Annotated in this window: 25 protein-coding genes; 17 read left to right on the top strand and 8 right to left on the bottom strand. The window is 74.9% G+C overall.

What is annotated here, in order from left to right; translation table 11 throughout:
* The first annotated feature begins 70 nt into the window (after positions 1-70).
* Together CRP30_RS01595 and CRP30_RS01590 are read left to right on the top strand one after the other, a co-directional pair.
* A complete protein-coding gene (locus tag CRP30_RS01595) occupies positions 71-724 on the top strand; it encodes a ferritin-like fold-containing protein (protein ID WP_235003109.1) in 654 nt (217 codons plus the stop codon).
* Between the two features lie 9 nt (positions 725-733).
* Positions 734-1,444, top strand: coding sequence for an SDR family NAD(P)-dependent oxidoreductase (locus tag CRP30_RS01590; RefSeq protein ID WP_097182216.1), 711 nt, complete (start codon positions 734-736; stop codon positions 1,442-1,444).
* A gap of 69 nt (positions 1,445-1,513) precedes the next feature.
* Here CRP30_RS01590 and CRP30_RS01585 read toward each other — a convergent pair whose 3' ends face one another.
* Both CRP30_RS01585 and CRP30_RS01580 read right to left on the bottom strand, forming a co-directional pair.
* The gene (locus CRP30_RS01585) at positions 1,514-1,750 is read right to left on the bottom strand and encodes a DUF3107 domain-containing protein (RefSeq protein WP_097182215.1); all 237 of its coding nucleotides are present in this window, start codon (positions 1,748-1,750) and stop codon (positions 1,514-1,516) included.
* Positions 1,751-1,867: 117 nt separating this feature from the next.
* On the bottom strand, positions 1,868-2,509 hold the full coding sequence (locus CRP30_RS01580) for a TetR/AcrR family transcriptional regulator (protein ID WP_097182214.1): 642 nt from the start codon (positions 2,507-2,509) through the stop codon (positions 1,868-1,870).
* A 68-nt stretch (positions 2,510-2,577) separates the two neighbouring features.
* On the opposite strand from CRP30_RS01580, the gene CRP30_RS01575 reads away from it, so the two are divergent.
* Positions 2,578-3,651, top strand: coding sequence for an alpha/beta fold hydrolase (locus CRP30_RS01575; protein ID WP_097183061.1), 1,074 nt, complete (start codon positions 2,578-2,580; stop codon positions 3,649-3,651).
* A 163-nt stretch (positions 3,652-3,814) separates the two neighbouring features.
* Positions 3,815-4,696, top strand: coding sequence for a DUF3152 domain-containing protein (locus CRP30_RS01570; RefSeq protein ID WP_097182213.1), 882 nt, complete (start codon positions 3,815-3,817; stop codon positions 4,694-4,696).
* Positions 4,697-4,714: 18 nt separating this feature from the next.
* Here CRP30_RS01570 and CRP30_RS01565 read toward each other — a convergent pair whose 3' ends face one another.
* Both CRP30_RS01565 and CRP30_RS01560 read right to left on the bottom strand, forming a co-directional pair.
* Positions 4,715-5,212: an ATP-grasp domain-containing protein gene (locus CRP30_RS01565; protein ID WP_097182212.1), complete on the bottom strand. Its 498-nt coding sequence runs from the start codon at positions 5,210-5,212 to the stop codon at positions 4,715-4,717.
* A gap of 145 nt (positions 5,213-5,357) precedes the next feature.
* A complete protein-coding gene (locus CRP30_RS01560; protein ID WP_097182211.1) occupies positions 5,358-5,612 on the bottom strand; it encodes a DcsG N-terminal domain-containing protein in 255 nt (84 codons plus the stop codon).
* 171 nt (positions 5,613-5,783) lie between these two features.
* Here CRP30_RS01560 and moeZ point away from each other — a divergent pair, with 171 nt between their 5' ends.
* The 7 genes from moeZ (at position 5,784) to CRP30_RS01530 (ending at position 15,344) form a co-directional block, all read left to right on the top strand.
* Positions 5,784-6,944 (top strand): adenylyltransferase/sulfurtransferase MoeZ, encoded by a 1,161-nt coding sequence (gene moeZ / locus CRP30_RS01555; protein ID WP_097182210.1) that lies wholly within the window; start codon positions 5,784-5,786, stop codon positions 6,942-6,944.
* Positions 6,945-7,060: 116 nt separating this feature from the next.
* On the top strand, positions 7,061-7,645 hold the full coding sequence (locus CRP30_RS01550) for a TIGR03086 family metal-binding protein (RefSeq protein WP_097182209.1): 585 nt from the start codon (positions 7,061-7,063) through the stop codon (positions 7,643-7,645).
* Between the two features lie 89 nt (positions 7,646-7,734).
* Positions 7,735-8,025, top strand: coding sequence for an MGMT family protein (locus CRP30_RS01545; RefSeq protein WP_097182208.1), 291 nt, complete (start codon positions 7,735-7,737; stop codon positions 8,023-8,025).
* Positions 8,022-8,495 (top strand): GNAT family N-acetyltransferase, encoded by a 474-nt coding sequence (locus CRP30_RS01540; RefSeq protein WP_097182207.1) that lies wholly within the window; start codon positions 8,022-8,024, stop codon positions 8,493-8,495. Before CRP30_RS01545 ends, CRP30_RS01540 begins: the two co-directional genes overlap by 4 nt.
* Before the next feature lie 34 nt (positions 8,496-8,529).
* Entirely contained in the window at positions 8,530-8,760 is a 231-nt protein-coding gene (locus tag CRP30_RS22210) for a hypothetical protein (RefSeq protein WP_143278381.1), read from the top strand.
* A 63-nt stretch (positions 8,761-8,823) separates the two neighbouring features.
* The gene (locus tag CRP30_RS01535; RefSeq protein WP_097182206.1) at positions 8,824-12,018 is read left to right on the top strand and encodes an ATP-dependent helicase; all 3,195 of its coding nucleotides are present in this window, start codon (positions 8,824-8,826) and stop codon (positions 12,016-12,018) included.
* Complete coding sequence (locus CRP30_RS01530; RefSeq protein ID WP_097182205.1) at positions 12,015-15,344, top strand: ATP-dependent helicase; 3,330 nt, start codon at positions 12,015-12,017, stop codon at positions 15,342-15,344. Before CRP30_RS01535 ends, CRP30_RS01530 begins: the two co-directional genes overlap by 4 nt.
* Before the next feature lie 19 nt (positions 15,345-15,363).
* Here the strand turns inward: CRP30_RS01530 and CRP30_RS22905 are convergent, their stop codons facing one another.
* Together CRP30_RS22905 and CRP30_RS01520 are read right to left on the bottom strand one after the other, a co-directional pair.
* Positions 15,364-15,816: a hypothetical protein gene (locus CRP30_RS22905; protein WP_097182204.1), complete on the bottom strand. Its 453-nt coding sequence runs from the start codon at positions 15,814-15,816 to the stop codon at positions 15,364-15,366.
* Entirely contained in the window at positions 15,813-16,664 is an 852-nt protein-coding gene (locus CRP30_RS01520) for an alpha/beta fold hydrolase (RefSeq protein ID WP_097182203.1), read from the bottom strand. The genes CRP30_RS22905 and CRP30_RS01520 overlap by 4 nt, the downstream gene beginning before the upstream one ends.
* A gap of 57 nt (positions 16,665-16,721) precedes the next feature.
* On the opposite strand from CRP30_RS01520, the gene CRP30_RS01515 reads away from it, so the two are divergent.
* Positions 16,722-18,140 (top strand): M20/M25/M40 family metallo-hydrolase, encoded by a 1,419-nt coding sequence (locus CRP30_RS01515; RefSeq protein WP_097183060.1) that lies wholly within the window; start codon positions 16,722-16,724, stop codon positions 18,138-18,140.
* Positions 18,137-19,729 (top strand): serine/threonine-protein kinase, encoded by a 1,593-nt coding sequence (locus tag CRP30_RS22120; protein WP_099459138.1) that lies wholly within the window; start codon positions 18,137-18,139, stop codon positions 19,727-19,729. Before CRP30_RS01515 ends, CRP30_RS22120 begins: the two co-directional genes overlap by 4 nt.
* On the opposite strand, the gene CRP30_RS01505 is transcribed toward CRP30_RS22120, so the two are convergent.
* Positions 19,723-20,523, bottom strand: coding sequence for a putative protein N(5)-glutamine methyltransferase (locus CRP30_RS01505; protein WP_200814493.1), 801 nt, complete (start codon positions 20,521-20,523; stop codon positions 19,723-19,725). The genes CRP30_RS22120 and CRP30_RS01505 overlap by 7 nt on opposite strands.
* A gap of 60 nt (positions 20,524-20,583) precedes the next feature.
* Between CRP30_RS01505 and CRP30_RS01500 the strand changes: the two genes are divergently transcribed.
* The 4 genes from CRP30_RS01500 (at position 20,584) to nudC (ending at position 25,189) form a co-directional block, all read left to right on the top strand.
* Complete coding sequence (locus tag CRP30_RS01500; RefSeq protein ID WP_097182202.1) at positions 20,584-21,471, top strand: DUF2510 domain-containing protein; 888 nt, start codon at positions 20,584-20,586, stop codon at positions 21,469-21,471.
* A 135-nt stretch (positions 21,472-21,606) separates the two neighbouring features.
* On the top strand, positions 21,607-22,917 hold the full coding sequence (locus CRP30_RS01495) for a M16 family metallopeptidase (protein WP_097182201.1): 1,311 nt from the start codon (positions 21,607-21,609) through the stop codon (positions 22,915-22,917).
* The gene (locus CRP30_RS01490; RefSeq protein ID WP_097182200.1) at positions 22,914-24,269 is read left to right on the top strand and encodes a M16 family metallopeptidase; all 1,356 of its coding nucleotides are present in this window, start codon (positions 22,914-22,916) and stop codon (positions 24,267-24,269) included. The genes CRP30_RS01495 and CRP30_RS01490 overlap by 4 nt, the downstream gene beginning before the upstream one ends.
* On the top strand, positions 24,266-25,189 hold the full coding sequence (nudC, locus tag CRP30_RS01485; RefSeq protein WP_097182199.1) for an NAD(+) diphosphatase: 924 nt from the start codon (positions 24,266-24,268) through the stop codon (positions 25,187-25,189). The genes CRP30_RS01490 and nudC overlap by 4 nt, the downstream gene beginning before the upstream one ends.
* Here the strand turns inward: nudC and CRP30_RS01480 are convergent.
* Positions 25,182-25,733 (bottom strand): nucleoside/nucleotide kinase family protein, encoded by a 552-nt coding sequence (locus CRP30_RS01480; protein ID WP_235003108.1) that lies wholly within the window; start codon positions 25,731-25,733, stop codon positions 25,182-25,184. The genes nudC and CRP30_RS01480 overlap by 8 nt on opposite strands.
* Positions 25,734-25,787 lie beyond the last annotated feature (54 nt).

The raw sequence follows: 25,787 nt of genomic DNA, 5'->3' as shown, positions 1-25,787 counted from the left end.
GCGCTCCGGGGGTGACCTGCGCCACCTGCTGCGCCCGGCATCGGCGACCCCGCGGCTCCAGGAGATGTGTGTGACGACCCCGGTCGACAGCAGTGCCGTCGTGGATCTGCTGGGCGCCCTCGCCTACGCGGAGCTCACCGCGTTCGACCGGCTGGCCGAGGATGCGCGGCTCGCCCCGACCCTGACCGGCCGGGCCGCGCTCGCCAGGATGGCCGCGGCGGAGATCACCCACCACGTGCAGCTCACCGACCGGCTGGCGGAGCTGGGTGTCGACCCGGCCGTGGCCATGACGCCGTTCGTCCCGGCCCTCGACGCCTTCCACGAGAGCACCCGGCCGAGCACCTGGCTCGAGGGTCTGGTGAAGGCCTACGTCGGCGACGGACTGGCCACCGACTTCTACCGGGAGATCGCCGCGTTCCTCCCCGACCCCGACCGGGCGCTGGTGCTCGACGTGCTCGCCGACACCGGCCACGCGGACTTCGCCGTCCGCGAGGTCCGCGCGGCCGTCAAGGCCGATCGCAAGGTCCCCGGCCGGCTGTCCCTCTGGGGCCGCCGGCTCGTCGGCGAGGCGATGAGCCAGTCGCAGGCGGTCATCGCCGAGCACGACCGCCTGGCCGAGCTGATCATCGCGGGCACCGGCGACATCCGGGGCGTGGCGCTCCTCATCGAGCGCATCACGAGTGCACACACCAAGCGCATGAAGGCGCTCGGTCTCAACCCCTGAAGGACCCCGATGCCCACCACGCCTCGCACGCTCGACGCGGGCCCCTGCGCCGGGGCCGTTCGGCAGCACTTCCTCGTCGTCGGCGCGGGACCGGGCATCTCGGCCGCCACGGCCCGCCGCTTCGCCGCCGCGGGTCACGCCGTGGGGCTGGTGGCCCGGCGCGAGGCCGCGCTCGCCGAGCTCGGCACCGCGCTCCGCGCCGACGGGGTGCGCACCGAGTGGGCGGCGGCCGAGGCGGGGGACCCGGTGTCGCTGACCGCCGCCGTCGACACGCTCACCGCGGCGCTCGGCCCGGTCGACGTCCTGCTCTACAACGTCTCCGTCGGCCGGCAGTCGGCCGTCCCGGAGCTGGCCCCCGGCGACCTGCTGGCCGACCTCGCGGCAGGGGTGGTCGGTCTGCAGACGGCGGTCCGCGCGGTGCTGCCCGGCATGAGGGAGCGCGGCTCGGGGACGGTCCTGGTCACCGGCAGTGGCTCGGCCGACCGGCCGATCACCTCCATGGCGAGCCTCGGCGTGCAGAAGGCGGCGCTGCGCGCGCTCACCGAGGTCCAGGCCAGGGCTCTGGCACCGGAGGGCATCCACGTGGCCACGGTGACGGTGCGCGGCCTGGTGGGGGAGGACCGGCAGATCCACCCCGACCGCGTGGCCGCCCTCTACGCCGAGCTGGTGGCCGAGACCGCCGGCCCTCGGGAGCACTGGCGGACCGTCGTCGACCTGTGAAAGGACCCCGGTGCCCCCCACGCCTCGCAAGCTCGGCGCGGGCCCCTGCACCGGGGCCGTCTCAGGACCTCAGGCGCCGGCGATGAAGCCCACCCGGCGCTGGTCGGGCTGTGCGATCTCGACGTAGGCGATCCGGTCGACGGGGACGACGACGCGACGACCCCGCTCGTCGACCAGGGTCAGCAGGCCGTCCTTGGTCGAGCCGGACATGGCCGCGGCGATGTCCTTCTCGATCTCATCGGGGGTCTTGGGGCTGTCGATGACCAGCTCCCGGGGGGAGTGCTGGACGCCGATCTTGACTTCCACGTGGGCGATGCCTCCTCGGTTCTCGCGACTGCCCCCACGCTAGCCCAGCCGCGGGCCAGGGGGCCCGGCGCGCCGGTGCGCCGTCAGCGAACGCGAGGCGCCCGACCGGCCGTTCTCTCAGCGCTGGTCCCCGTCGACGCGCGGGAAGCCGGAGATGCCCCGCCAGGCGAGCGAGGACATGAGTGACACCGCCTCGTCGCGCGACACGGTGCCCTTGCGGGGCAGCCACCAGCGTGCGCTGGTCTCGGCCAGCCCGGTGAGTCCGGACGCCAGCAGCAGTGCGCGTTCGGGGTCGCCGCCGGTGTCGGCCGCGATCACCTCGGCGATCGCCTCGACGCAGACGCTGGTCCCGCGGTCGACGATGGCCCGGACGTCGGCGTCGTTGCGCAGGTCGGACTCGAAGACCAGGCGGAACGCCTCGCCCTCGGCGTCGATGAAGTCGAAGTACGCCCCGACGGCGCCGTCCACGCGCGCCCGGTTGTCATCGGTGCCGCCCATCGCCTGGGCGACCCGCTCGCCCAGCTCGGAGACGTGCTCCTCGAGCAGGGCCAGGTAGAGCTCCCGCTTTCCGGGGAAGTGCTGGTACAGCACCGGCTTGCTGACGCCGGCCCGGTCGGCGATGTCGTCCATCGCCGCGGCGTGGAAGCCCTGGGCGACGAAGACGTCCTGGGCGGCGCGCAGCAGCTGCAGCCGGCGGGCCCCCCGGGGTAGCCGGGACGTGCGCCGGCTGTTCACGATGGCGGGACGGGGCGGCTGCATGGCACGGGGGATGTTACCGGCGGGTTCCCCGGCCGCACGTCGCCCGGCCGGGGATTACCGTCGATGTGATGTCCGAGGCCCCTCCGCCCGACGTCGCGGCGGCCGATGTCCCGGCCGCACGCCCGTCGGCCACCCCGTTGCCCCAGCTCACGTCCCTGGTCCCGCCCTGGCCGGGCGGGCCGCTGCCCGTGCGCGGTGGCGAGGTCTTCGTGCGCACCACCCCGTGGACCGGGCCCATCGACGGGCCCGACGACGAGGCACCGCGGGAGCGGGCCCTCTACGTCCACGGGCTGGGCGGCGCGTCGACGAACTGGACCGACCTCGCGGCGCTGCTCTCGGTCCGCTTCGACGGCTGGGCGCTCGACCTCCCGGGGTTCGGCCGATCGCAACCGCCGCCGCGCGGCCGGTACTCGATCCGCGGCCACGTCCGGGCGGTGATCGACGTCCTGGAGCACGTCATCGCCCAGCCCGGACCGGCCCAGGGACGGCCGGTGCACCTGCTCGGCAACTCCCTGGGCGGGCTGGCCAGCCTGCTCGTCGCCTCGCGTCGTCCCGACCTGGTGGCCACCCTCACGCTGGTGTCGCCGGCCATGCCGGTCTACCGGGTGCCGCCCGCGTTCAGCCGCGCGCTGCTGCTCCTCCTCGTGCCCGGCATCCCCTCGCTGGCCGCCCGGAGGATGGGTGGCATCACGCCGGAGGAGAGCGTCCGGGCGATGATCCGCATGTGCTTCGGCGAACCGGGCAGGGTGCCGCCGGAGCGCGTGGAGCAGGCGGTCCAGGAGATGCGCGAGCGCTCCGAGCAGCCGTGGGCCGACCACGCGCTGACCCGCAGCATGCGGGGGCTGATCACGTCCTACCTGCGCGTGGGGGCGGCGAACGCCTGGCGGGCCGCGCGCACGCTGCAGGCGCCGACGCTCGTGCTGTGGGGGGCTCGCGACAAGCTGGTCGACCCCTCGATGGCCCCACGGCTGGCGTCCGTCGTCCCCGACGCCCGGCTGGCGATCCTGGACCGGGTGGGTCACGTGGCCATGCTGGAGGCGCCGGAGGAGACGGCCCGGGCCGTGCTGGGGATGGTGGAGGAGACGGCGGCGTGCCGTGAGCCGCACGCTGCTGTCGACACGCCACGGAGCGTGAGACGCTGAGCCGCTGAGGCCGCAGGACGGACGAGGAGCACGAGTGCCGCCAGGAGGAGGACGCTCCGGTGACGGCCGTCCTCCGGGCGGTCGCCCCGGTGCGGACCGCCGTGCCCGCGCCCGGACCCCGCTCCCGTCGTCGGCACGCACGGTCCCTCCCCGTGGCCCGGCGGTGCGCACCGCCGACCGGCCGGCCCCGCTCGTCGCCCGGACCGACGTCCCCGAGCCGCTGCGCGGCCGCACGTCCGCGCAGTCGCGAGGGCGCCTCGCGACCTTCGTGCAGCGCTACGGATGGCGGGCCTACGCGATCCCGATCCTGACCCTCGCCACCATCGCGGTGCTCGTGGACCTCGCCCTCACCACACCCCGGGTGCCGACGGGGACCACCGGAGCCGCCTCGGCCACGACGGCGGCACGGTCGACGGCACCGCCGGTCGCGGAGGCTGCTCCTCCCGCGCCGGCCGAGGGTGACGTCGACCCCACCGAGCCGGCGCCCACCGTCGGCGTGGAGAGCTACGTGGAGGAGGGAGCGGGATCGCTCTCGGTCGTGGACGGCAGCTCGGGGGTCTACGGCGCCGGACCCCTCAACCGCTTCATCGTCGAGGTCGAGGACGGCATCGGGGTGGACGGCGCGGGCTTTGCGCAGGCGGTCGAGGCCACGCTGGGCGACCCCCGCTCGTGGGGCAACGGCGGGCAGCGCTCCTTCCAGCGCGTGGGCGTCGCCGAGGCGCAGGCCGGCGCGTTCGACTTCAAGGTGAGCCTGGTCAGCCCGGGCAGCATGGAGAGGTACTGCCCCGGCGTCGGGACCGGCGGCTACACCTCCTGCCGCTACGGGGAGCGCGCCGTCATCAACCTCGCGCGCTGGGCCACCGCCGTTCCCGACTACGAGGGCGACGTCGCGACCTACCGCCTCTACGTCGTCAACCACGAGGTCGGCCACGTGTTCGGCAACGGCCACCTGGACTGCCCGGGCGCCGGCCAGCCGGCGCCGGTGATGCAGCAGCAGACCCTCGGCCTGGACGGCTGCCAGAAGAACGCCTGGCCCTATCCCTGAGCGGCATCCGACCGCGGGTCAGCTCGGGCGGGTGCCCGTGACCGGCCGCAGCACGTGCTCGGCCAGACGCATCCGGGCAGCCGGCGAGGCGAAGGCCAGGAACAGGAAGCAGTCGGTCGCCTCGAGTTCCAGCAGCACCGGCCCGTCCGGGCCCGGGATGACGTCGACGCGGGCGTAACCGAGCCGCCCCGGGCCGCCGGGGACGGCGTCCAGCGTCCGCTCCGCCAGGGACAGCTGCTCGCCGGTCGGTTCGACAGCGCGGACCGTGGCGAGCACGTCCGCCACCACGACGGGCCGGCGCACTCCGCTCCCGGCGAGCAGGGGTTCACGGCGGACGGCGTGCGAGAAGCGGCCGCCCAGGAAGACCAGACTCGTCTCGCCCTCGGTGTCGATGCCCGCGAGGTACGGCTGGACCATCGCCGTCCGGCCCTGAGCGTGCAGGGCTGCTACGAGCTCCGCCGCGGCCGGCTCGTCCGGACGGCGGAACCGTCCGGTGTCCGCGGCGCTGCCGCTCACCGCCGGCTTGACGACGACGTCGCCGCCGGCGCCCCATCCGCGTGGGACGGCGTCCCCCGGCCCGATGAAGGCGGTGGGAACGGTGGCGACCCCCGCTCGGGACAGGTCGTCGAGGTAGCGCTTGTTCGTGTTCCAGGCGAGGACGTCAGCCGGGTTCGTGAGCCGGCGGCACCGCTGCGACCAGGCGAGGAACTCGTCGCGACGCGACGGGGTAGTCCCAGGTGCTGCGGACGAGCACGGTGTCGAAGGACCCCCAGTCGACGGCGTCGTCGTCCCAGAGACCGACGCTGCTGTCGGCGCCGGCTGCCGCCAGCGCGTCGAGCAGCAGGGGCCCGTCCTCGTCGAGATCGGGTGCCAGACGGCAGGTGGCCACACCGATGTGCGGGCGCCGATCCGGCACGTCGCCTCCTCGCGGTCCCAGGGGCCCGCCCCGACGGCGAGCAGCCCGGAGCCTGGAGGAGGGGTACGACAGAACCGGGTGCCGGACCGGGGGAATCCCGCTGCGTGCCACGCTGTTGTCCGCATGAACGCCGGTCCCTGGGGCCGTTGTCGAGGAACTGAGGAGCAACTCGTGTCCCTGCCACCCCTGGTGGAGCCCGCCGCCGACCTCTCGATCGAGGAGGTCCGCCGCTACAGCCGCCACCTGATCATCCCCGACGTCGGGATGGACGGGCAGAAGCGACTGAAGAACGCCAAGGTGCTCGCCGTCGGCGCCGGCGGCCTCGGCTCGCCCGTGCTCATGTACTTGGCCGCGGCCGGCGTCGGCACGCTCGGCATCGTCGAGTTCGACACCGTCGACGAGTCCAACCTGCAGCGCCAGATCATCCACGGGCAGTCCGACGTCGGCCGGTCGAAGGCCGAGAGCGCGCGCGACTCGATCAAGGAGATCAACCCGCTGATCGACGTCCGGCTGCACGAGACGCGCCTGGACAGCGAGAACGTGCTGGAGATCTTCGCCGACTACGACCTCATCGTCGACGGCACCGACAACTTCGCCACGCGCTACCTGGTCAACGACGCGTGCGTGCTGCTGAACAAGCCCTACGTCTGGGGCTCGATCTACCGCTTCGACGGGCAGGTCTCGGTCTTCTGGAACGAGCACGGCCCGAACTACCGCGACCTGTACCCGGTGCCCCCGCCGCCCGGGATGGTCCCCAGCTGCGCCGAGGGTGGCGTGCTCGGCGTGCTCTGCGCGACGGTCGGCGCCATCCAGGCCACCGAGGCGGTCAAGCTGATCACCGGCATCGGTGACACGCTGCTCGGCCGGCTCATGGTCTACGACGCCCTCGAGATGACGTTCCGCGAGATCAAGGTGCGCAAGGACCCCGAGGGCGAGCCGATCACCGGGCTCATCGACTACGAGGCCTTCTGCGGCGTCGTCTCGGTCGAGGCCCAGGAGGCGGCGGCCGGCTCGACGATCACCGTCGACGAGCTCAAGGACATGATGGACGCCGGCAAGGACTTCGAGCTGATCGACGTCCGGGAGCCGAACGAGTACGAGATCGTCTCCATCCCCGGCGCGAAGCTGATCCCCAAGGACGAGATCCTCTCCGGCCGGGCCCTGTCCCAGCTGCCCAACGACAAGCCGATCGTCATCCACTGCAAGACGGGTGTGCGCTCGGCCGAGGCACTGGCCGCGGTCAAGAACGCCGGCTTCAAGGACGCCGTGCACGTCCAGGGCGGCGTCACCGCGTGGGCGACCCGCATCGACAAGGCGCTCCCCACCTACTGACGCCACGAACTGTCGACATGCTGCGTGGCCGGCCTGTCGACCGCAGGATCCGAGGGCCTGGTTCCGCTTCCCCGCCCCGGGAGCGGGCCAGGCCCTCGGCATGTTGACTGTCCCGCATGGCTGACTTCTCGCCCGTGGAGCTGCTCGAGCTCTTCCAGCGCGCCCAGAACCAGTTCACCGACCGGGTCGACGCCGTGGAGCCTGGTCAGTGGGACGACGAGTCGCTCCCCGGGTGGACCGTCGCCGACCTCGTCGCGCACCTGGTGACCGAGCAGCTGTGGGTGCCGCCGCTGCTGGCCGGGGAACCGGTCGACCTCATCGAGGGCCGCTTCCCCGACGGCACCGACGACCTGCTCGGCGACGACCCGGTCGCCGGCTGGGAGACCGCCGCCGACGGCTCGCTCTCCGCCTTCGCCGAGGACGACGCCCTGGTGCGCACCGTGCACCTCTCCCGCGGCCCGACCCCGGCCACCGACTACATCTTCGAGATGACGGCGGACCTCACCGTGCACGCCTGGGACCTCGCCCGGGCCACCGACGGCGACGTCGTCCTGGACGGCGAGCTGGTGACCGCCGGTCTCGTCTACGCCGAGCGGCTGCCGGTGGACGGGATCCCCGGGATCATCGACCCGGCGCTGGACGTGCCGGCCTCCGCGCCGCCGCAGACCCGGCTGCTGGCCCGGTTCGGTCGTCGGGGCTGAGCCGTCGCTCCCGCGGACGCTGCCCCTCCGCCGGAGATTCCGGCCCCGGTTCTGGCCGCCTCAGGGACATCGCTTGCCATGATCGTCGGGTGACACCCGACCCCGCCGACGTCGACGAGGCGGTGTTCGACGTCGTCGACCGGATCCCGCCCGGCCGGGTGACCACCTACGGCGCGATCGGGGAGCTGATCGGCATCGGTCCCCGCCGGGTCGCGCGGGCGCTGTCCTCCGGCGGGGGTGCGGTGGCCTGGTACCGCGTCGTCCGTGCCGACGGGACGGTCGCGGAGCCGGTCCGCGTGCGGCAGCTGGAGCTGCTGGCCGCCGAGGGCGTGCCCATGCGGGACGGGCGCGTGGTGCTGTCCGAGGTCCGCTGGCCATGAGGCCTCTGCAGGTGTCCGACACCTTCCTGCGCCGCGTCGCGACGTGGCTGAACGTGAACTGGTGCCGGCAGCGCTTCACCCTTGCCCAGGTGGACGACGATCCGCACCTGGCTGCCTACTACCGATCGGTCCCCGACTTCGGGTTCGTGTCGACCATCGGGTCAGAGCCCACCGGTGTGGTCTGGGCGACGACGTTCCCGGCGGACGCCCCGGGCTACGGCTTCGTCCGTGCCGACGTCCCCGAGCTGAGCGTGTGCGTGCTCCCCGGCTACCGGGGCGCCGGCCTGGGTGCGCGGCTGATGGAGGCGGCGCTCACGGAGGCGCGACGCCGATCACTGGGTGCGCTCAGCCTGAGCGTGGAGGAGGGCAACCCGGCGCGGCACCTGTACGAGCGGCTCGGATTCGCGCCGGCCGACCCCTCCGGCCGGCCCGGCACGCTCGTGCTGTGGCTCCGCGATGTCCCGGGGTGATCGGCTGCGTTGCGGGCGCGTATCCGGCTGCCCCGTGCGGACCAATTCCGGGCGTGACCTACAGCCCGGCGCCGCGGATGCCGACTACCAGGGCATGAACAACATCGCGTGCAGTGCCGTGGCCCAGGCCGCGCTCGTCGCAGCGACGGCGTCCCTGGACAACGAGGGCGAGTGGCCGTTGCTGCAGGTCGCCGGCTGGCTGACGACCGCAGCCGACCTGATGCTCGAGGCCGTCCAGGTCGAGGCGGCCCTCGCCCTGATCTGAGGCGCTGCTCCCACTCGTACCAGCCGCACCCGAAGTGTCGGTCCGCCGTGATTCCATCGGGGGGTGGCACAGGGGGGAACGGCGCCGGTCTACCGGCTCGTCGTCGGTGAGGCTGCACGGCTCTCGGCCCCGCAGCTCGACCCCACCCAGCAGGCCGTCGTCGACCACGGGTCCGGCCCGCTGCTGGTCCTCGCCGGCCCCGGTACGGGCAAGACGACGACGATCGTCGAGGCCGTCGCCGCACGCATCGAGGCGGGCATCGACCCCGAGCAGATCCTCGTCCTGACCTTCAGCCGCAAGGCGGCCGCCGAGCTCCGCACCCGCATCACCGGACGCGTCGCCCGCACCATCCGCGAGCCGCTGGCCCGCACGTTCCACTCCTACGCCTACGGCGTCCTCCGCCGCGCCGCGCTGCTCCGTGGCGACGCCCCGCCCCGCCTGCTCACCTCCGCGGAGCAGGACGCCGTCGTGGCCGAGCTGCTCCGCGGCGACGCGGAGGAGGAAGGTGCCGTCCGCTGGCCGGCGGCCCTCGCGCCGGCACTCGGCACAGCAGGCTTCCGCACCGAGCTGCGCGACCTGCTCATGCGCGCCACCGAGCGCGGGGTCGGCTCGAAGCAGCTGGCGGCCTGGGGCCGGGAGACCGGTCGCGACCACTGGGTGCTCGCCGCGGCGTTCCAGGAGCAGTACGAGAACGTGACGACGTTCGCCACGGTCAGCCGCGGCGACGCGTCGGGCTACGACCCCGCCGAGCTGGTGCGCGCCGCGATCGCGGAGCTCGAGGACGACCCCGAGCTGCTGCGCCAGGAACGGGAGCGGGCCCGCTGGCTCTTCGTCGACGAGTACCAGGACACCGACCCCGCCCAGGTGGAGCTGCTCGCGCTGCTCGCCGGGGGAGGGGGGAACCTCGTCGCCGTCGGAGACCCCGATCAGGCCATCTACGCCTTCCGTGGGGCCGAGCCTCGCGGCATCGTCGAGTTCACCGAGCGGTTCCGGCACACCGACGGGCGGGCCGCCGGGCGGGTGTCGCTCGGGGTCTGCCGCCGGTCGGGCGACGAGCTGCTGCGCATCACCCGCCGGGTGGCCGACGGGCTGCCCGGGCCGTGGGAGCACCGTCGTCTCGTCGCCGGCGGGGCCACCGACCCCGGCACGGCGGAGGTGCACGTCTTCGGGTCCGCCGCGGTGGAGGCGGCCTATCTCGCCGACGTCCTGCGCCGGGCGCACCTGCTCCAGGGCGTGCCGTGGTCGGAGATGGCCGTCGTGGTGCGCACCGCCGTGGCGCTCGGACCGCTGCGCCGTGCGCTGGCCTCGGCGGGGGTCCCGGTCGCGGTCTCCGCCGACGAGCTGCCCCTCGCCGGTCAGCCCGCCGTCGCCCCCTTCCTGACCGCCCTCGGTGCCCTCCTCCCGGCGCCCGGTGCGGGTCCCGAGGCCGCGGGGACCGCCGTGGGCCTGGACGAGCCGGCCGCGGAGGCCCTGCTCGCGTCACCCCTGGGCGGTGCCACGGTGCTGGACCTGCGGCGGCTCCGGCGCGCGGTCCGGATCGCCCTGGTCAAGCAGGGCGTGGACCCGGCCGAGCGGGGTGCACCGCTCGCCCTGGCGCTGGGCGACGACACGTTGCTCGACGCGCTGCCCGAGCACGTCGCCCGGCCCGCGCTGCGGGTGGCGGCCGTCCTCTCGGCCGGCCGCCTCGCGCTCGCCCACGACGGCACGGCGGAGGACGTGCTCTGGGCCATGTGGCAGGCCAGCGGGCTGGCCCCCCGGTGGGCGAAGGCCAGCGCGGCCGGTGGGCCCTCGGGCGCGGTGGCCGACCGCGACCTCGACGCCGTCGTCGCGCTGTTCGACGCGGCCGCCGGCTTCGTCGACCGCCTGCCCTCCGCGGACGTCCGCGCGTTCGTCGCGCACCTCTCCGCCCAGGAGCTGCCGGGGGACACCGGCGCCGCGCGGGCGGTGGCGGGGGAGACCGTCCGGCTGCTGACGGCGCACGCGTCCAAGGGCCTCGAATGGGACCTGGTCTGCGTCGCCGGCGTGCAGGAGGGCGTCTGGCCCGACCTGCGCGAGCGGTCCACCCTGCTCGGCACGGAGGAACTGGTCGAGCGGGCCTCAGGGGTCGACGGCACCGCCGTCGACCGCCGCACCCTCGCGCTCGCCGAGGAGCGGCGGCTGTTCTACGTCGCCGCCACCCGCGCCCGGAGGCGCCTGGTCGTCACCGCGGTCGAGGGTGCCCTCGACGGCCCCGACGCCGGCGCGACCGCCTCCCGCTTCCTCGACCTCGTGGCGCCGCCGCCCGAGGCCGGCCGGCCGCTGACCGAGCTGCCCCGCTCGCTCACCTTGCCGGCGCTGGTGGCCGACCTGCGCCGGGCGCTGACCGATCCGCAGACACCGGCGCACCGCCGGTCGGCCGCGGCCTCGGTGCTGCGCCGGCTCGCCGACGAGGGGGTCGCGGGCGCGGCGCCGACCAGCTGGTGGGGGCTGGCCCCGCTGTCCGACGACGCCCCACTGGTGCCCGAGGAGGACGCCGTCCGGGTCCGGCCGTCCGCCATCGAGACCTTCCAGCGGTGCCCGCTCCGGTGGGTGCTGGGCGCGGTCGGGGCGGAGGCGTCCCCCGACACGACCCGCACCGTCGGATCTGCGGTGCACGCGGTCGCCCAGCAGGTGGCCGACGGGCTGCCGCCGGCCGAGGCGCCCGCGGTCCTCGCCGCGGAACTCGACCAGCTGGACCTCGGCCCCGGGTGGTCCGACCAGCGGCAGCGGATCACCGCGCAGGAGATGCTCGACAAGTTCCTCCGCTGGCACGCGGCGAACGGACGCGAGCTGATCGGCGCCGAGGAGGACTTCGACGTGACGGTCGGCCGTGCCCGCATCCGGGGACAGGTCGACCGGCTGGAGCGCGACGCCCAGGGCCGGTTGGTCGTCGTCGACCTCAAGACGGGGAAGACCGCGGCCAAGAACACCGAGGAGCACGGCCAGCTGGCGGCTTACCAGGTCGCGATCACGGCGGGGGCCTTCGGCGACCACGGCAGCGTGCCCGGCGGGGCGGCACTGCTCCAGGTGGGCACCGGCGCCAAGGCCAAGGAGCAGCACCAGGAGCCGCTGCCGTCCGACGTGCCGGTGGGGGAGACCTGGGCCGGGGAGCTGCTCGCGCAGGTCGGCGAGGGCATGGGCGCGGCGACGTTCGAGGTGCGCACCGGGTCGCACTGCGCGCGCTGCCCGGCCCGGCGCAGCTGCCCGCTGCAGGAGCCCGGCCGGCAGGTGACGGCGTGACGCCGAGAGCCGGCGCATCCGCCGAGCAGCTGTCCTTCGACGACCTCTTCTCGGTCGCCGTACCTGAGCAGCCGGCAGCCCGGCGGTGGCTGACGCCGGCGGAGGTCGCCGCCCGCTGCGGGCTCTCCTACGCGCCGTCGCCGGAGCAGGCCCGGGTCGTCGAGGCGCCGGCCGACCGGCCGCTGGTCGTCGTCGCCGGTGCCGGGTCGGGCAAGACCGAGACGATGGCGGCGCGGGTCTCCTGGCTGGTCGCCAACGGCGTGGTGGCTCCGGAGGAGATCCTCGGTCTCACCTTCACCCGCAAGGCGGCCAGCGAGCTCAACGAGCGGATCCGGCTGCGGCTGGGTGCCCTGGCCCGGCACCCGGACACCGAGCGAGACCTGCGCGAGCGGCTGGAGATCGCCCAGCCGACCGTCTCGACCTACCACGGCTACGCGGCCGCCCTGGTGGCCGAGCACGGTCTGCGCATCGGCGTCGAGCCCGGTGCCGGCGTGCTCGGCCCGGCCATGTGCTGGGGTCAGGCCGCGCAGGTGGTCACGGCGTACACCGGCGACATGAGCGACGTCCCGCTCACGCTGCTCACCACCGTCGAGGACGTGCTGGCCCTGGCCGCCGACCTCGGCGAGCACGACATCAGCCCGGCGGCCCTGCGTGCCTGGACCGCCCGGCTGGAGTCGCACATCGCGGGCTACGCCGACGCCCCGCGCAAGAAGGGGCCGTACGCGCCGGTGGTGGAGATGCTCGCGCGGCAGAAGGCACGGGTCGCCCTCCTGCCGCTGGTCGAGGCGTTCGAGGCCCGCAAGCGCTCGGCCGGTGCCATCGACTACGCCGACCAGGTCGCCTACGCGGCGCGGATCGCCGTCGCCTCCGCCGAGGTGGGCCGTCGCGAGCGCGCCCGCTGGAAGGCCGTGCTGCTCGACGAGTACCAGGACACCAGCGTCGGCCAGCTGCGCATGCTCGAGGCGCTCTTCGGGGGCGACAGCGGGCACCCGGTGCTGGCCGTCGGCGACCCCAGGCAGTCCATCTACGGCTGGCGCGGAGCCTCGGCGGGCACCATCGAGCGCTTCGACCGCACCTTCCCCGGCCTGCCCGGCCGCGCCGCCGAGCGGCTGACCCTGGCCACCAGCTGGCGCAACGACGACGCCGTCCTCGCCGTCGCCAACGCGGTGTCCGGCATGCTGCCGCCGCCCGAGCAGCCCCTGCCCGACCTCGCGCCCGCGCCCACCGCCGGCCGGGGGGCGGTCACCGTCGGCCTCTACGACACCATCGCGGACGAGACCGAGGCGCTGGCCGACCGGCTGGCCGCCTGCTGGCTGGGCACCGACCCCGAGTTCGGCGGCAGGGACGGGAAGCGGCCGACGGTCGCGGTGCTGGTGCGGGCACGCAAACAGCTGCCCGGCATCGCCGCCGCCCTGCGCGAGCGCGGGCTGCCGGTCGAGGTCGTGGGCCTCGGCGGACTGCTGGAGGTGCCCGAGGTCTCCGACGTCATCGCCACGCTCACCGTGCTGGTCGACCCGACGGCGGGAGACGCGCTGGGCCGCCTGCTCACCGGGGCCCGCTGGCGCATCGGCCCTCGCGACCTCGCCGCCCTCGAGGCGCGGGCGCGCGCCCTCGTCCACTCCCGCCGGCCCGCCGCCCCGGCCGATGGTCAGCCGGTCGTCGAGGCCCCGGCGGAGCGCGGCAGCATCGTGGAGGCGCTCGACGACCTCGGCGGCCCCGACGCCTACTCGCAGGCCGGCTACCGGCGGCTGCGGCGGCTCGGCGGCGAGCTGGCGCACCTGCGCAACCGGCTGAGCGAGTCCCTGCCCGACCTGGTCGACGAGGTCGCCCGCGCCCTCGGCCTCGAGACCGAGCTCGCCAGTGCCCCCGGCGCGAGCCCGGCGGGTGCGCGGGCGCACCTCGACGCCCTGCACGGCGTGGCCGCGGAGTTCACCGAGCTGGCCGAGCTGCCCTCGCTGCCGGCCTTCCTCGGCTACCTCCGCGACGCCGAGGAGCGCGAGCGCGGCCTGGAACCCGGCGAGGTCGCGGTCAACCCCGAGGCCGTCCAGCTGCTCACCGGTCACTCGGCGAAGGGGCTGGAGTGGGACGTCGTCGCCGTTCCCGGTCTCACCACCGACCAGTTCCCGTCGAAGGCCGACACCAGCGACTCCTGGATCCGCGACCCAGGCGCCGTCCCCGCCGACCTGCGGCTCACCGACCGCGAGGAGCTGCCGCGGCTGCGCCTCCCGGTGCCGGGCTCGGGCGACCAGGCCGCCGTCCGGCAGGCGCTCGAGGACTACGTCCAGGAGTGGAAGGACTTCGGCACCGCCGAGGAGATCCGGCTCGGCTACGTCGCGGTCACGCGTGCGCGGCACCTGCTGCTGTGCTCCGGCAGCTGGTGGCGTGACGGCGTCAAGCCCTGCGGACCGTCGTCCCTGCTGCTCACCGCCCGGCAGGCCTGCGAGGACGGCGCCGGCACCGTCGTGCACTGGGCGGAGCCGCCCGCCGACGACGCCACCAACCCCGCACTGGCCGAGTGGCCGGTCGGGATCTGGCCCGCCGACCCGCTGTCGTTCGGACGTCGTCGCGCGCTGACCGCCGCCGCCGACCTGGTCACCGGCACCGCGGCGCACCCGCTCGACGCGGAGCAGGTCCTCGACGGCGGTGACCCGCTGGTCGAGCAGTGGGTCCGCGACGCTGACCTGCTCCTGCGCGAGCGCGCCCGGCACGCCAGCCCCACGGTCGACGTCCCGCTGCCCTCGCACCTGTCGGTGTCCGCGCTGGTCACCCTGCGCCGCGATCCGGCCGAGCTGGCCCGCCGGCTGCGCCGACCCATGCCGGCGGCGCCCGCTCCCCAGGCCCGGCGGGGGACGGCCTTCCATGCCTGGCTCGAGGAACGGTTCGGCGCGGCCAAGCTGGTGGACCTCGACGAGCTGCCCGGATCCGGGGACGAGTTCGCCGCTCCGGACGGGGCGCTGGCGGAGCTGCAGGCGGCGTTCCTCGCCAGCGAGTGGGCCGACCGCCAGCCCGCCGAGGTGGAGGTGCCCTTCGAGACGCCGCTCGGTCCGCTCACCCTGCGCGGGCGGATCGACGCGGTCTTCCAGCGCGAGGACGGCGGCTTCGAGGTCATCGACTGGAAGACCGGACCGCCGCCGTCGGGCGCCGAGCTCGCTGCCGCGGCGGTGCAGCTGGCCGCCTACCGGCTCGGCTGGGCCAGGCTTACCGGTGTCCCCGTGGAGCGGGTCAGCGCCGGCTTCCACCACGTCGCCGCCAACGTGACCCTGCGCCCGGTCGACCTGCTCGGCGAGGCCGGCCTGCTCAACCTGGTCACCGGCGCGGACGACTGAGCGTCACGGGCAGCGCGGTTCACCGATCCAGCAGTACGTCGACCGCGCGGCGGTAGGCAGGCAGCTCGAACTCGAAGGGACCCAGGCCGGAGTAGTCCCGGTCCGGGCGGTGCGGCTGAGCGAAGGAGTGCCAGCGAACCAGCCCGTCGATCTGGTCGATCCGGGCATGGAACGGCCAGCACCCGGGGACCTCGCACTCGCACTCGAGCAGGCTCACATGACCACGCCGAGAGCCGCCGGGCAGCCACCGGCGTGCAGGTCTGTCGGCCGGCCGTGGGAGCAAGGTCCGCCGAAAGACCTCCCGGCTGCCGGCGTCGAACCACAGCGGTCCGTAGCCGCCCACCACGTCGAAGTCGCGGGCCTGCTCGTAGTCCGCCACGAGTTCCGTGAGAGGAACGTCGTCCAGGTACGGCAAGACGTCCCAGCCGGTGTGCTCAGCGGGGGTGGCAGCGAACCGGACCGTGTGGGTCAACTGCTCGCGACGCGGTCCAGGATCGCGCGGACCAGCTGCTCCGGCGCCTGCTCCGGGATCCAGTGCGTGATGCCGGCGAGCTCGACGAACCGGTAGTCGCCGGTCACGTAGTTGGCGCAGGCCTCGGCCGCGGTCCGCCCGATCGCCATGTCCTTGTCGCTCCACACGTACGTCGTCGGCACCTCGACCGGGTCCACCCGCGTGTCGGAGCTCATCGCCCGGTACCAGTTCAGCGCCGCGGTCAGCGCACCCGGCGCGGACAGCACGGCGACGTACTCCTCGATCGCCTCGGCCGGGATCCCGGAGTCCTGCTCGCCGCCCGACAGCATCCGCCGCAGCCGCCGCGCGTCGTCGGCGAGCAGCACCTCCTCGGCCTTGCCCGCCTGCCAGAACAGCCGGATGTAGCTCGACCGCTCCTTCTGCTCGGGGTCTGCGCGGAAGGCAGCGGTGTAGGCGGTCGGGTGCGGAACCGACACCGCCGTCAGGGAGCGGACCCGGTCGGAGTGCCAGGCCGCCAGCGTCCACGCGACGTTCGCGCCCCAGTCGTGCCCGACGACGTCCGCGACCGGGGTCTCCAGCGCCGTCATCAGGTCCGCCGTCACCTGCGCGAGGTTCTGCATGGCGTAGGCCTCGACCTCGTCCGGGCGGGCGCCGGGGGAGTAGCCGAGCTGGTCGGGCGCATAGGTCCGCAGCCCGGCCTGCGCGAGCAGCGGGGTGACCGACGCCCAGGACGCCGACGTCTGCGGGAATCCGTGCAGCAGCAGCACCGGCCGCCCGTCCTCGGGACCGTCGACGCGCACGTCGAAGGTCAGGTCGCCGACGTCGGTCCGCAGCAGCTCTCCGCCCATGCCCCGGACGCTAGCCGGACGCGGGTCCGCGCGCCGACGGCACTACCGTTCCGCGTCGTGAGCAGTCCCGAACGCGACTACGTGCTCGAGCACCTCGACGACCTGCACCGCGACCTCGAGGCCTGGGTCCGCATCCCGTCGATCTCCGCCGACCCCGCGCACGCGCCCGACGTCGCCGCGAGCGCCGAGTGGCTCGCCGACGCGCTGCGCCGCACCGGCTTCCCCACGGTCGAGATCTGGCCGACGCCGGGCGCCCCCGCCGTCTTCGCCGAGTGGCCATCGGCCGACGCCGACGCGCCGGTCGCACTCGTCTACGGGCACCACGACGTCCAGCCGGTCGACCCGCCGGAACTGTGGGTGCACCCGCCGTTCGAGCCGACCCGGGTCGACGGCCCGGACGGCCCGGAGCTGCACGGCCGCGGTGCGAGCGACGACAAGGGCGTGCTGGTCGTCCACCTGCTGGGTCTGCGCGCGCACCTCGCCGCCACCGGCCGCGACACCCCGGCGGTCACCGTCAAGGTGTTGATCGAGGGGGAGGAGGAGTCCGGGTCGCCGCACTTCCCGGCGCTCCTGCAGGACCGCCGCGACCGCCTCGACTGCGACGTGGTCGTCGTCAGCGACACCGGCATGGCCGCGCCCGACGTCCCCAGCGCGGTGACCGCCATGCGCGGGCTGGCCGACGCCGAGATCACCCTGCGCGGACCGGCCGTCGACCTGCACTCCGGCTCCTTCGGCGGCGCCGTCCCCAACCCGCTCCACGCGATGGCCCAGCTGCTGGCGGCGCTGCACGACGACCAGGGCCGCGTCACCCTGCCCGGCTTCTACGACAAGGTGCGCCCGCTCGGCGACCGCGAGCGCGAGCTCATGAGCCGGGTGCCCTTCGACGAGCAGGCCTGGCTGGACGGACCGGCCGCATCCCGGGCCACGTACGGCGAGGCGGGTTTCAGCACGCTCGAACGCACCGGCGCCCGGCCGACCGCCGAGGTCAACGGCATGTGGGGCGGCTACACCGGCCCCGGGCACAAGACGATCATCCCGGCCGATGCGCACGCGAAGATCACCTTCCGCCTGGTCTCCGACCAGCGACCGGAGGACGTCGGCCCGCAGCTCCGGGCGTGGGTGGACGCCCACACCCCCGAGGGCATCGAGGCCGAGGTGCACACCCCGCCGGGCGGCGTGTCCCCGTGCGCCAGCGACCTGGACTCCCCGGCGATGGACGCCCTGCTTCGCGCCATCGGTCAGGCCTTCGACACCCCGGCGGAGGACGTGCTGCTGACCCGGGAGGGCGGCAGCGGTCCCGAGGCCGACCTCGTCGAGGCACTGGGCGCCCCACTCCTGTTCCTCGGCATCGGCCTGCCCACCGACCGGATCCACTCACCCAACGAGCGCGTCCTGCTGTCGATGCTGCCGCGGGGCGCCGAAGCCGCCGCGCACCTCTGGCGGGAGCTGGCCGCCCTTCCGCGAGGCGGTCGGTGAGCACGCCCCCCGGGGAGCGCTTCGGCCCGTACCGGGTCCTCGGCGTCCTGGGCAGCGGTGGCATGGGCCGGGTCCTCCGCGCCCACGACGCCGAGCACGAGCGGGACGTGGCCCTCAAGGTGCTGCACCCGCAGTGGGCGCAGGACGAGAGCTACCGCAGCCGGTTCCGGCGCGAGGCGCAGATCGCCGCGCGTCTCAACGAGCCGCACGTCATCCCGATCCACCGGTACGGCGAGATCGACGGGCAGCTGTTCCTGGACATGCGGCTGGTCGAGGGCGAGAACCTCGACTCCCTGCTGCGCCGCAGCGGCCCCCTGGACCCCGCCCGGGCGGTCGACCTGATCGGGCAGATCGCCCGCGCCCTCGATGCCGCGCACGCCGGCGGGCTGGTCCACCGCGACGTGAAGCCGTCCAACGTCCTCCTCGTCCCGCGCGCGGACGGCGGCGACCTCGCGACCTCGGCGGCGGGGGAGGACTTCGCGTACCTCGCGGACTTCGGCATCGCGCGGGTGGCCGACGAGGGCACCGGCCCGGCGCTCACCGCCACGGGAACCGCAATCGGCAGCACGGAGTACATGGCGCCCGAGCGGTACGGGCCCAACGCGCCCGACGCCCGCTCCGACGTCTACTCCCTGGCCTGCGTGCTCTACGAGCTGCTGACCGGCCGCCGCCCGTTCGCGTCCGGTGAGCCGATCGCGCTGATGTACGCCCACCTGCACGAGGACCCGGCGCCGCCGTCGCGGCTGGTGCCGGCGCTGCCCGCCGCGCTGGACGGCGTCGTCCTCCGCGGGCTGGCCAAGGACCCGGAGGCCCGCTGGCAGACCGCCGGCCGACTGGCGGCCGCCGCACGTGCCGCGCTGGCTGCCAGCGGTGTCGCCCTGCCCCCGCCGGACGACGTCCCGACGACGGTCGGCGCGGTGGACGGCGACGGCGGACGATCCCGGACCCGGCTGGGGGGCACCGCGGGGGAGCGGCCGCCCGGCGGCGTCCCGGCAGTGCCGCAGCGGCGGGACCTCGCCGCCCGCGCTCCGTGGATCGTCGCGACCGCCGCGCTGGCCGCGGTGGTGCTGATGACGGTCGTCCTCGTGGTCCTCGACGGTCGCGTCGACGACGCCCGCGACGGGCGGAGGGACGCCGCCGAGCGCCTGGTCTGGTTCGCGCTCCCCGCCGAACTCCAGCGCGACGAGTGCAGCGCCGGGACGCCGGGCGGCGACGAGCTGTACGTGCTCAGCTGCCCCGCGGACGGCCAGCCGGAGGGCTTCCCGACGGCGACCTACTCCGTCCTCGCGGCCGACGCCGCCCAGGCGCAGGTGGAGTCCGTCGTCCGGGAACGCGAGCTCGCGGAGCTCGAGAACGTCTACGACTGCGGAACCTCCGACACGCCCGAGGGGTGGGTGCAGCTGAGGAACTCCGACGACGAGGAGGTCGGCCGGATCGCCTGCAGCGTCGACCCCGACGGCGACCCCCAGCTCCGCTGGTACTGGGACGACCTCGGCGTCGTCGGCTTCGCGGAACTGCGCGGCGGCGGCACGGAGGGACTGTCGGACCTGCGTTCCTGGTGGCAGGACAGCGCCGACCGCGGCTACTGACCCGGTCGGCCGCGGAACGAGGTGCCGACGACGACCGTCGCCCCGGTCTCGTCGTCGGTGACGATCCTCGGGACCAGCCCGCCGTCGACCACGAGCGCGGTCGCGGCCGAGACCTGCGCCTCCCCGACCTCGAAGAGCAGGGACCCACCCGCGGCGAGCCACTGCCCGGCCCCGGCCACCACGCGGCCGGCGACGCGCAGGCCGTCGTCGCCACCGTCGAGCGCCACGCGCGGCTCGTGGTCGCGCGCCTCGGGCGGCATGAGGGCGATGGCTGCGGTGGGCACGTACGGCACGTTCGCCACGAGGACGTCGACCCGCCCGCGCAGCGCCGCCGGCAGCGCGTCGAACAGGTCGCCGGCGTGGACCTGCGCCTGCGGCAGGTTGCGCCGTGCGCAGGCCACCGCCGCCGGGTCGACGTCCGAGGCGTGTACCTCGGGCCGGTCCAGGACGGCGGTCAGCGCCGCGGCGACCGCACCCGATCCGCAGCAGAGGTCGACGACCACCGCCGACGAGGGAGCCAGGGCCGCGGCCTGCTCGACCAGCAGCTCCGACCTGCGCCGCGGCACGAACACCCCGGGTGCCACGGCGATCCGCAGACCGCAGAACTCCGCCCAGCCGAGCAGCTGCTCCAGTGGCTCACCCCCGACGCGGCGGCGCACCAGCTCCTCCAGCTCGGTCGCCGACTGGGCGCCGGCGAGCAGCAGGCCCGCCTCCTCCTCGGCGAAGACGCAGCCGGCGGCGCGCAGCCGCGCGACGACGGCCGCCTGGTCCGCGGCCGGTGGAGCAGGGGACACGGCACCTCCTCCCAGAGGCGGGAACCGTACCGGTCGTCCGCGCGGACCTAGGCTGGCGGCGTGACCGGACCCGATCAGCCGGCCCCGCCACCCGGCTGGTACCCCGACCCCGACGGGACCGCGGGTCTGGTGCGCTGGTGGAACGGCGTGAGCTGGTCGGAGGTCGCGACGCCGGCCGGTCCCGGTGTGGCCGTGCAGTCCTCGCCCGTCCTCGCTCCTCCAGCACCCCTGCCGCCACCCGTGCCGCCGGCCGAACCGGACTCGCCGGGCAGCAGCGCCCGCACGGCCTGGATCGTCGGGGTCTCGGTGCTGGTGCTCGTCGCCGTCGTCGTCGCGGCGGTGTTCCTCGGGCGGTCCGGTGCCGACCCAGTGGCGCAGGACCCGGCACCGTCCGGCGTGCCCGCGCCGTCCGTCGGCCCGGAGTTCCCCCCGGGGACCGTGCGGATCATCGACGAGGCGTCCGGGATCTCCTACCCCTACCTGGGCGAGAACTGGTACGAGTTCGACCTCGGCATGCAGGCGGAGGTCACCGCGATGGCCGGGCAGTACTTCGTCACCCAGGACCTCACCCCGGAGGGCTCGACCTTCATCGCCCAGTGCACGTCGGGCCCGCTGGCCGAGGGCCTCGGCTGGTCGGGGCCCTCGACGCTGCAGAGCACGACGCTGGCCGTCGCCGACAGCGTGCGCTTCAACTACTACCCCCGGCCCAACGAGCGCACGGTGCTGCGCGAGGAGTCCCGCGACGTCGACGGGCACGCGGCGTACCTCTACGAGTTCCAGCTGGCCTGGGACGCGCCCGGTTACGACGCCAGCGGCGAGCGGGCCGCGCTGCTGCTGATCGACGTCGGCCGCACGACGCCGGCGCTGCTCTACATCTCCATCCCCAACACCCACGCCGAGCTGTACGGCGTCATCGACCGGGTGATCGAGGACGTCGACGTGCTCTGACATGGCGATCCTCCGGATCGCACCGCCTCCAGGAGCCGTTCCCGGGCTGCGCTGAGCGTCTCCACATGTCCCGGTCGGGAGCCCTCCGGGCCCCGCGACCGGTCCATCGTCCCGTACCCGATTACTGTCGTCGGCGTGACTGCAGCCGGTACGGAACTGACCCTGCGGCACCCGGTGGAGCGGTTCACCCTGGACAACGGCCTGCGCGTCGTCCTCGCCCCGGACCGGAGCGTGCCCGTCGTGGCGGTGAGCGTCTTCTACGACGTGGGGATGCGCAACGAACCCGAGGGGCGCACGGGCTTCGCCCACCTCTTCGAGCACATGATGTTCCAGGGATCGGCCAACGTCCCGAAGATGGAGCACGCCCGCCTCGTCCAGGCCGCCGGCGGCACGTTCAACGGCTCGACCCACCAGGACTACACGAACTACTTCGAGGCGCTGCCGGCCGAGGCGCTGGAGCGGGCCCTCTTCCTCGAGGCCGACCGCATGGCCGCGCCGGCGATCACCGAGGAGAACCTTCGCAACCAGATCGACGTGGTGAAGGAGGAGATCCGGGTCAACGTGCTCAACCGGCCCTACGGCGCCTTCCCCTGGCTGCAGCTGCCGCAGATCGCCTTCGAGAGCTTCGCCAACACCCACGACGGCTACGGCTCCTTCGTCGACCTGGAGTCCTCCACCGTCGACGACGCCACCGACTTCTTCTCCCGCTACTACGCGCCGGGCAACGCCGTCCTCTGCATCGGCGGCGACCTCGACGTGACCGAGACCGAGCGGCTCGTGCAGCGCTGGTTCGGCCCCGTCGCCGCCCGCCCGGTGCCCCCGCTCCCGCCCACGGGCGAGCCGGCGCCCACGAGCGCACGGACGGCGGTCGTCGAGGACGCGCTGGCCCCCGCGCCGGCCCTGGCCATCGGCTGGCGGGTGCCCGACCCGGTGGGGAACTTCGACAGCTACCTGGGCACGGTGCTGCTGGCCGAGGTGCTCAGCGAGGGCGACGCCTCCCGGCTCGAGCGGCGGCTGGTGCACGGCGACCGCATCGCGATTGCGCAGAGCAGCTACGTCGGCCTGTTCGGCGACCCCTTCGACGTCCGGGACGCGACCCTGCTGACCACCCAGGTGCACCACCCCGCAGCCGTGCCCGCGGAGCGGGTGCAGGCCGCGGTGCACGAGGAGGTGCGCCGCATCGCCGAGGACGGCGTCCCGGCCGACGAGTTGCAGCGCGTGCAGGCGCGGACCGAGGCCCAGCTCCTGCGCCAGGCCGACTCGGTGCTCGGCCGCACCCTCGGCTTCGCCGCGGCGGAGCTCGTGCACGGCCGCGCCGAGCTCGCGGGAGAGCTCGCCGCCCGGCTCGCCGCCGTGACGCCCGACCAGGTCCAGGCCGCAGCCCGGGGCCTGGATCCGGGCACCGCCGCCGTGCTCGAACTGCGTGCCACCGGAGGACGGCGATGAGTCTCGACCTGTCCCTGATCCCGCCGCTCGGTGAGCCGCGCCCCCAGCCGGTCCCGACGGCGGTGGAGTCGACGCTCCCCAACGGGCTGCGCCTGGTCGTGGTGCCCCGGCCCGGTGTCCCGCTGATCGAGCTGCGCCTGCGCGTGCCGTTCGCCGCGACGACGGCGGCGGACGCCGGCCTGCACACCGCCCGCGGTTCGGTGCTGTCCGGGGCGGTGCTGCTCGGGACGGCGGCGCACGACCAGACCGGCATCGCCCAGCTGCTCCAGGGGCACGGGGCCGAGCTGTCGGTCGGCAGCGACCCCGACCGGCTGCTGTTCGCCACGACCCTCCTGCCGGGCGGCCTCGCTCCCGTGCTGGGCATCCTCGCCGAGCTGCTGACCAGCGCCACCTACCCCGACGACGAGGTCGAGGGCGAGCGCGACCGGGTGGCGGAGCGGATCGGGATCGCGCTCTCCCAGCCCGGGGTCATCGCGCGCGGCGCGCTGGCCGCCCGCCGGTACGGCGACCACCCCTACGCCATCACGCTGCCGGATCCCGCGCTGGTGAGCGCCGTCGACGGCGACGCGCTGCGCGAACTGCACCGGCAGCGGCTGCTGCCCGCCGGCAGCGCGCTCGTCCTGGTCGGTGACATCGAGCCGGCGGCCGCCGCCGACGCGGTCGCCGCGGCGCTGGGGGAGTGGGCCGGCACGGGGCACGCCGTGGAGGCGCCGCCGGCGCCGGACCTGCTGGGAGCCGGCATCGAGCTGGTCGACCGTCCCGGTGCGGTGCAGTCCAACATCCGGCTCGGCGGACCCGCCCCTGGCCGGACCGACCCCGATCTGCCCGCGGTGCGCCTGGCCAACATGATCTACGGCGGCTACTTCTCCTCCCGCCTGGTCGAGAACATCCGGGAGCGGCGCGGCTACACCTACAGCCCGCGCAGCTCCGTCGACCACCAGGCGGCGGGCTCGTCGTTCCTGGTCGAGGCGGACGTCGCCACGGAGGTCACGGCCCCGGCCCTGCTGGAGACCTGGTACGAGCTCGGCCGGATGGCGCTGCTGCCGGTCACCGAGGCCGAGCTCGACGGGGCCCGCCGGTACATCCTCGGCAGCATGGCGCTGTCGACGGCGACGCACGCCGGCCTGGCCAGCACCGTCTCCGCCCTCGTCGGCGCCGGCCTCCCCCCGGGTTGGCTCGCCGAGCACCAGCAGGCGCTCGCCGAGGTGACCGTCGAGCAGGTCCAGGAGGCCTCGCACCGCTACTTGTCATCGACCGCGCTCACCGCGATCGTCGTCGGCGATGCCGAGCGGGTCGCCGGGGCGCTGGGCGCCCTCGCGCCGGTCAGCGTGCGAGCGAGCACGCCGGCATGACGGTCCCCGCGTCGGCCTGGCCGGAGGACAGCCGGCCGACCGTCGGCGACGTCCCGGTGCTGTCCCGGGTCGCCCACGACCGGAACCACCTCGCGCGCGCCCTGCCCGACCCCTGCGAGGGCCGGCCGGTCCGCGTGCTCACCGTCGACGCGCAGCGCACGGTCCCGGTGGCCGAGGGGTCCGACGGCCCCCAGCTGGTCTGGGACGAGCAGCCGGAGCTGCCGGTCGGCGCGGTGTACCTGGGCGAGGCGGACGGCGTCCCGTACGCCGCGGTCCGGGGTGAGCGCTCGTTGACCGTCAACGGCCGGGCGGTGGACTCCTGGTCGGGGCTGCGGGAGACGGGGGCCGACCTGAGCGACCTCGACGCCGGCCTGCTGGTCGAGGCCATCGGCATCCTGGAGTGGCACGAGCGCAACCGGTTCAGCCCGCTCAGCGGCACGGCGACCACCATCGAGCGGGCCGGCTGGAGCCAGCGCGATCCCAGCACCGGTGCCGAGATCTTCCCGCGCACCGACCCGGCCGTGATCATGCTCGTGCACGACGGCGCGGATCGCGTGCTGCTGGGTCGGCAGGCGGTCTGGCCGCCCGGCCGGTTCTCCATCCTCGCGGGGTTCGTGGAACCGGGGGAGTCGGCCGAGGCCGCAGTCGTCCGCGAGGTCGCCGAGGAGGTGGGTCTCCGGGTGACCGACATCCGCTACGTCGGCAGCCAGCCCTGGCCCTTCCCGCAGTCGCTGATGCTGGGCTTCGTCGCGCGGGTGGAGGGGGAGGAGGAGATCGTCCTCGACCCCACCGAGATCGAGGAGGCCCGCTGGTTCACGCGGGAGGAGCTGCGCAGCGGGGCCGGGCCGGCGGCGCTGCCGCCTCCCGTCTCCATCGCCCGCAACATCCTCGACCGCTGGTTGAACCGCGACCTCAGCTGAACCGGCCCGCGAGCAGCAACGCCGGCCGGTCGGGGTGGTCGGCCAGCACGACGGCGTCGGCCAGGCCCGCCGGGTCCACCTCCTCGTCGTAACGGTCGAAGGCAGGCAGCTCCCAGGCCTGCTCCGGCGGCGTCAGCCGCCGTCGGGCCGCCGGTGACATCCGCAGGTGCAGGACGACGTCGAACGGCAACCCGATCCCCTGCAGCAGTGCTCCGGGCACGAGCACGACGCCCCGCTCCGGGGCCGGCTGCGGGCGGGCACGCGCGGCCCGGTCCCGGGCCACGTCCCACAGCACCGGCAGGTACGTCCCGGAGCCCCCGGGGCCCAGCGGCGTGAGCACCTCCCGGGCGAGCGCGCCGGCGTCGAGCCAGTCGGTGTACCGGGCGTCGGGATCGGTGCGGCCGTGCTCGAGGCGCAGCGAGGCCGGCCGGTAGAACCCCGCCGCCGGGACGACGACGGCCGGCCGCCCCAGCGCCGGGAGGCGGTCGGCCACCGCGCGAGCGAGCTCGGCCGGGGCGGCCGCGTCCGGACCGTCGACGGCCACGCGCAGCGCTGCCGCTCCGGGCTCGGGCTCCGACGCCGCCAGCAGGGCGGCCAG

The sequence above is a fragment of the Blastococcus haudaquaticus genome (assembly GCF_900230285.1).
Classification (GTDB): Bacteria; Actinomycetota; Actinomycetes; order Mycobacteriales; family Geodermatophilaceae; genus Blastococcus_B; species Blastococcus_B haudaquaticus.
This window is presented reverse-complemented; position numbering and strand designations above follow the sequence as displayed.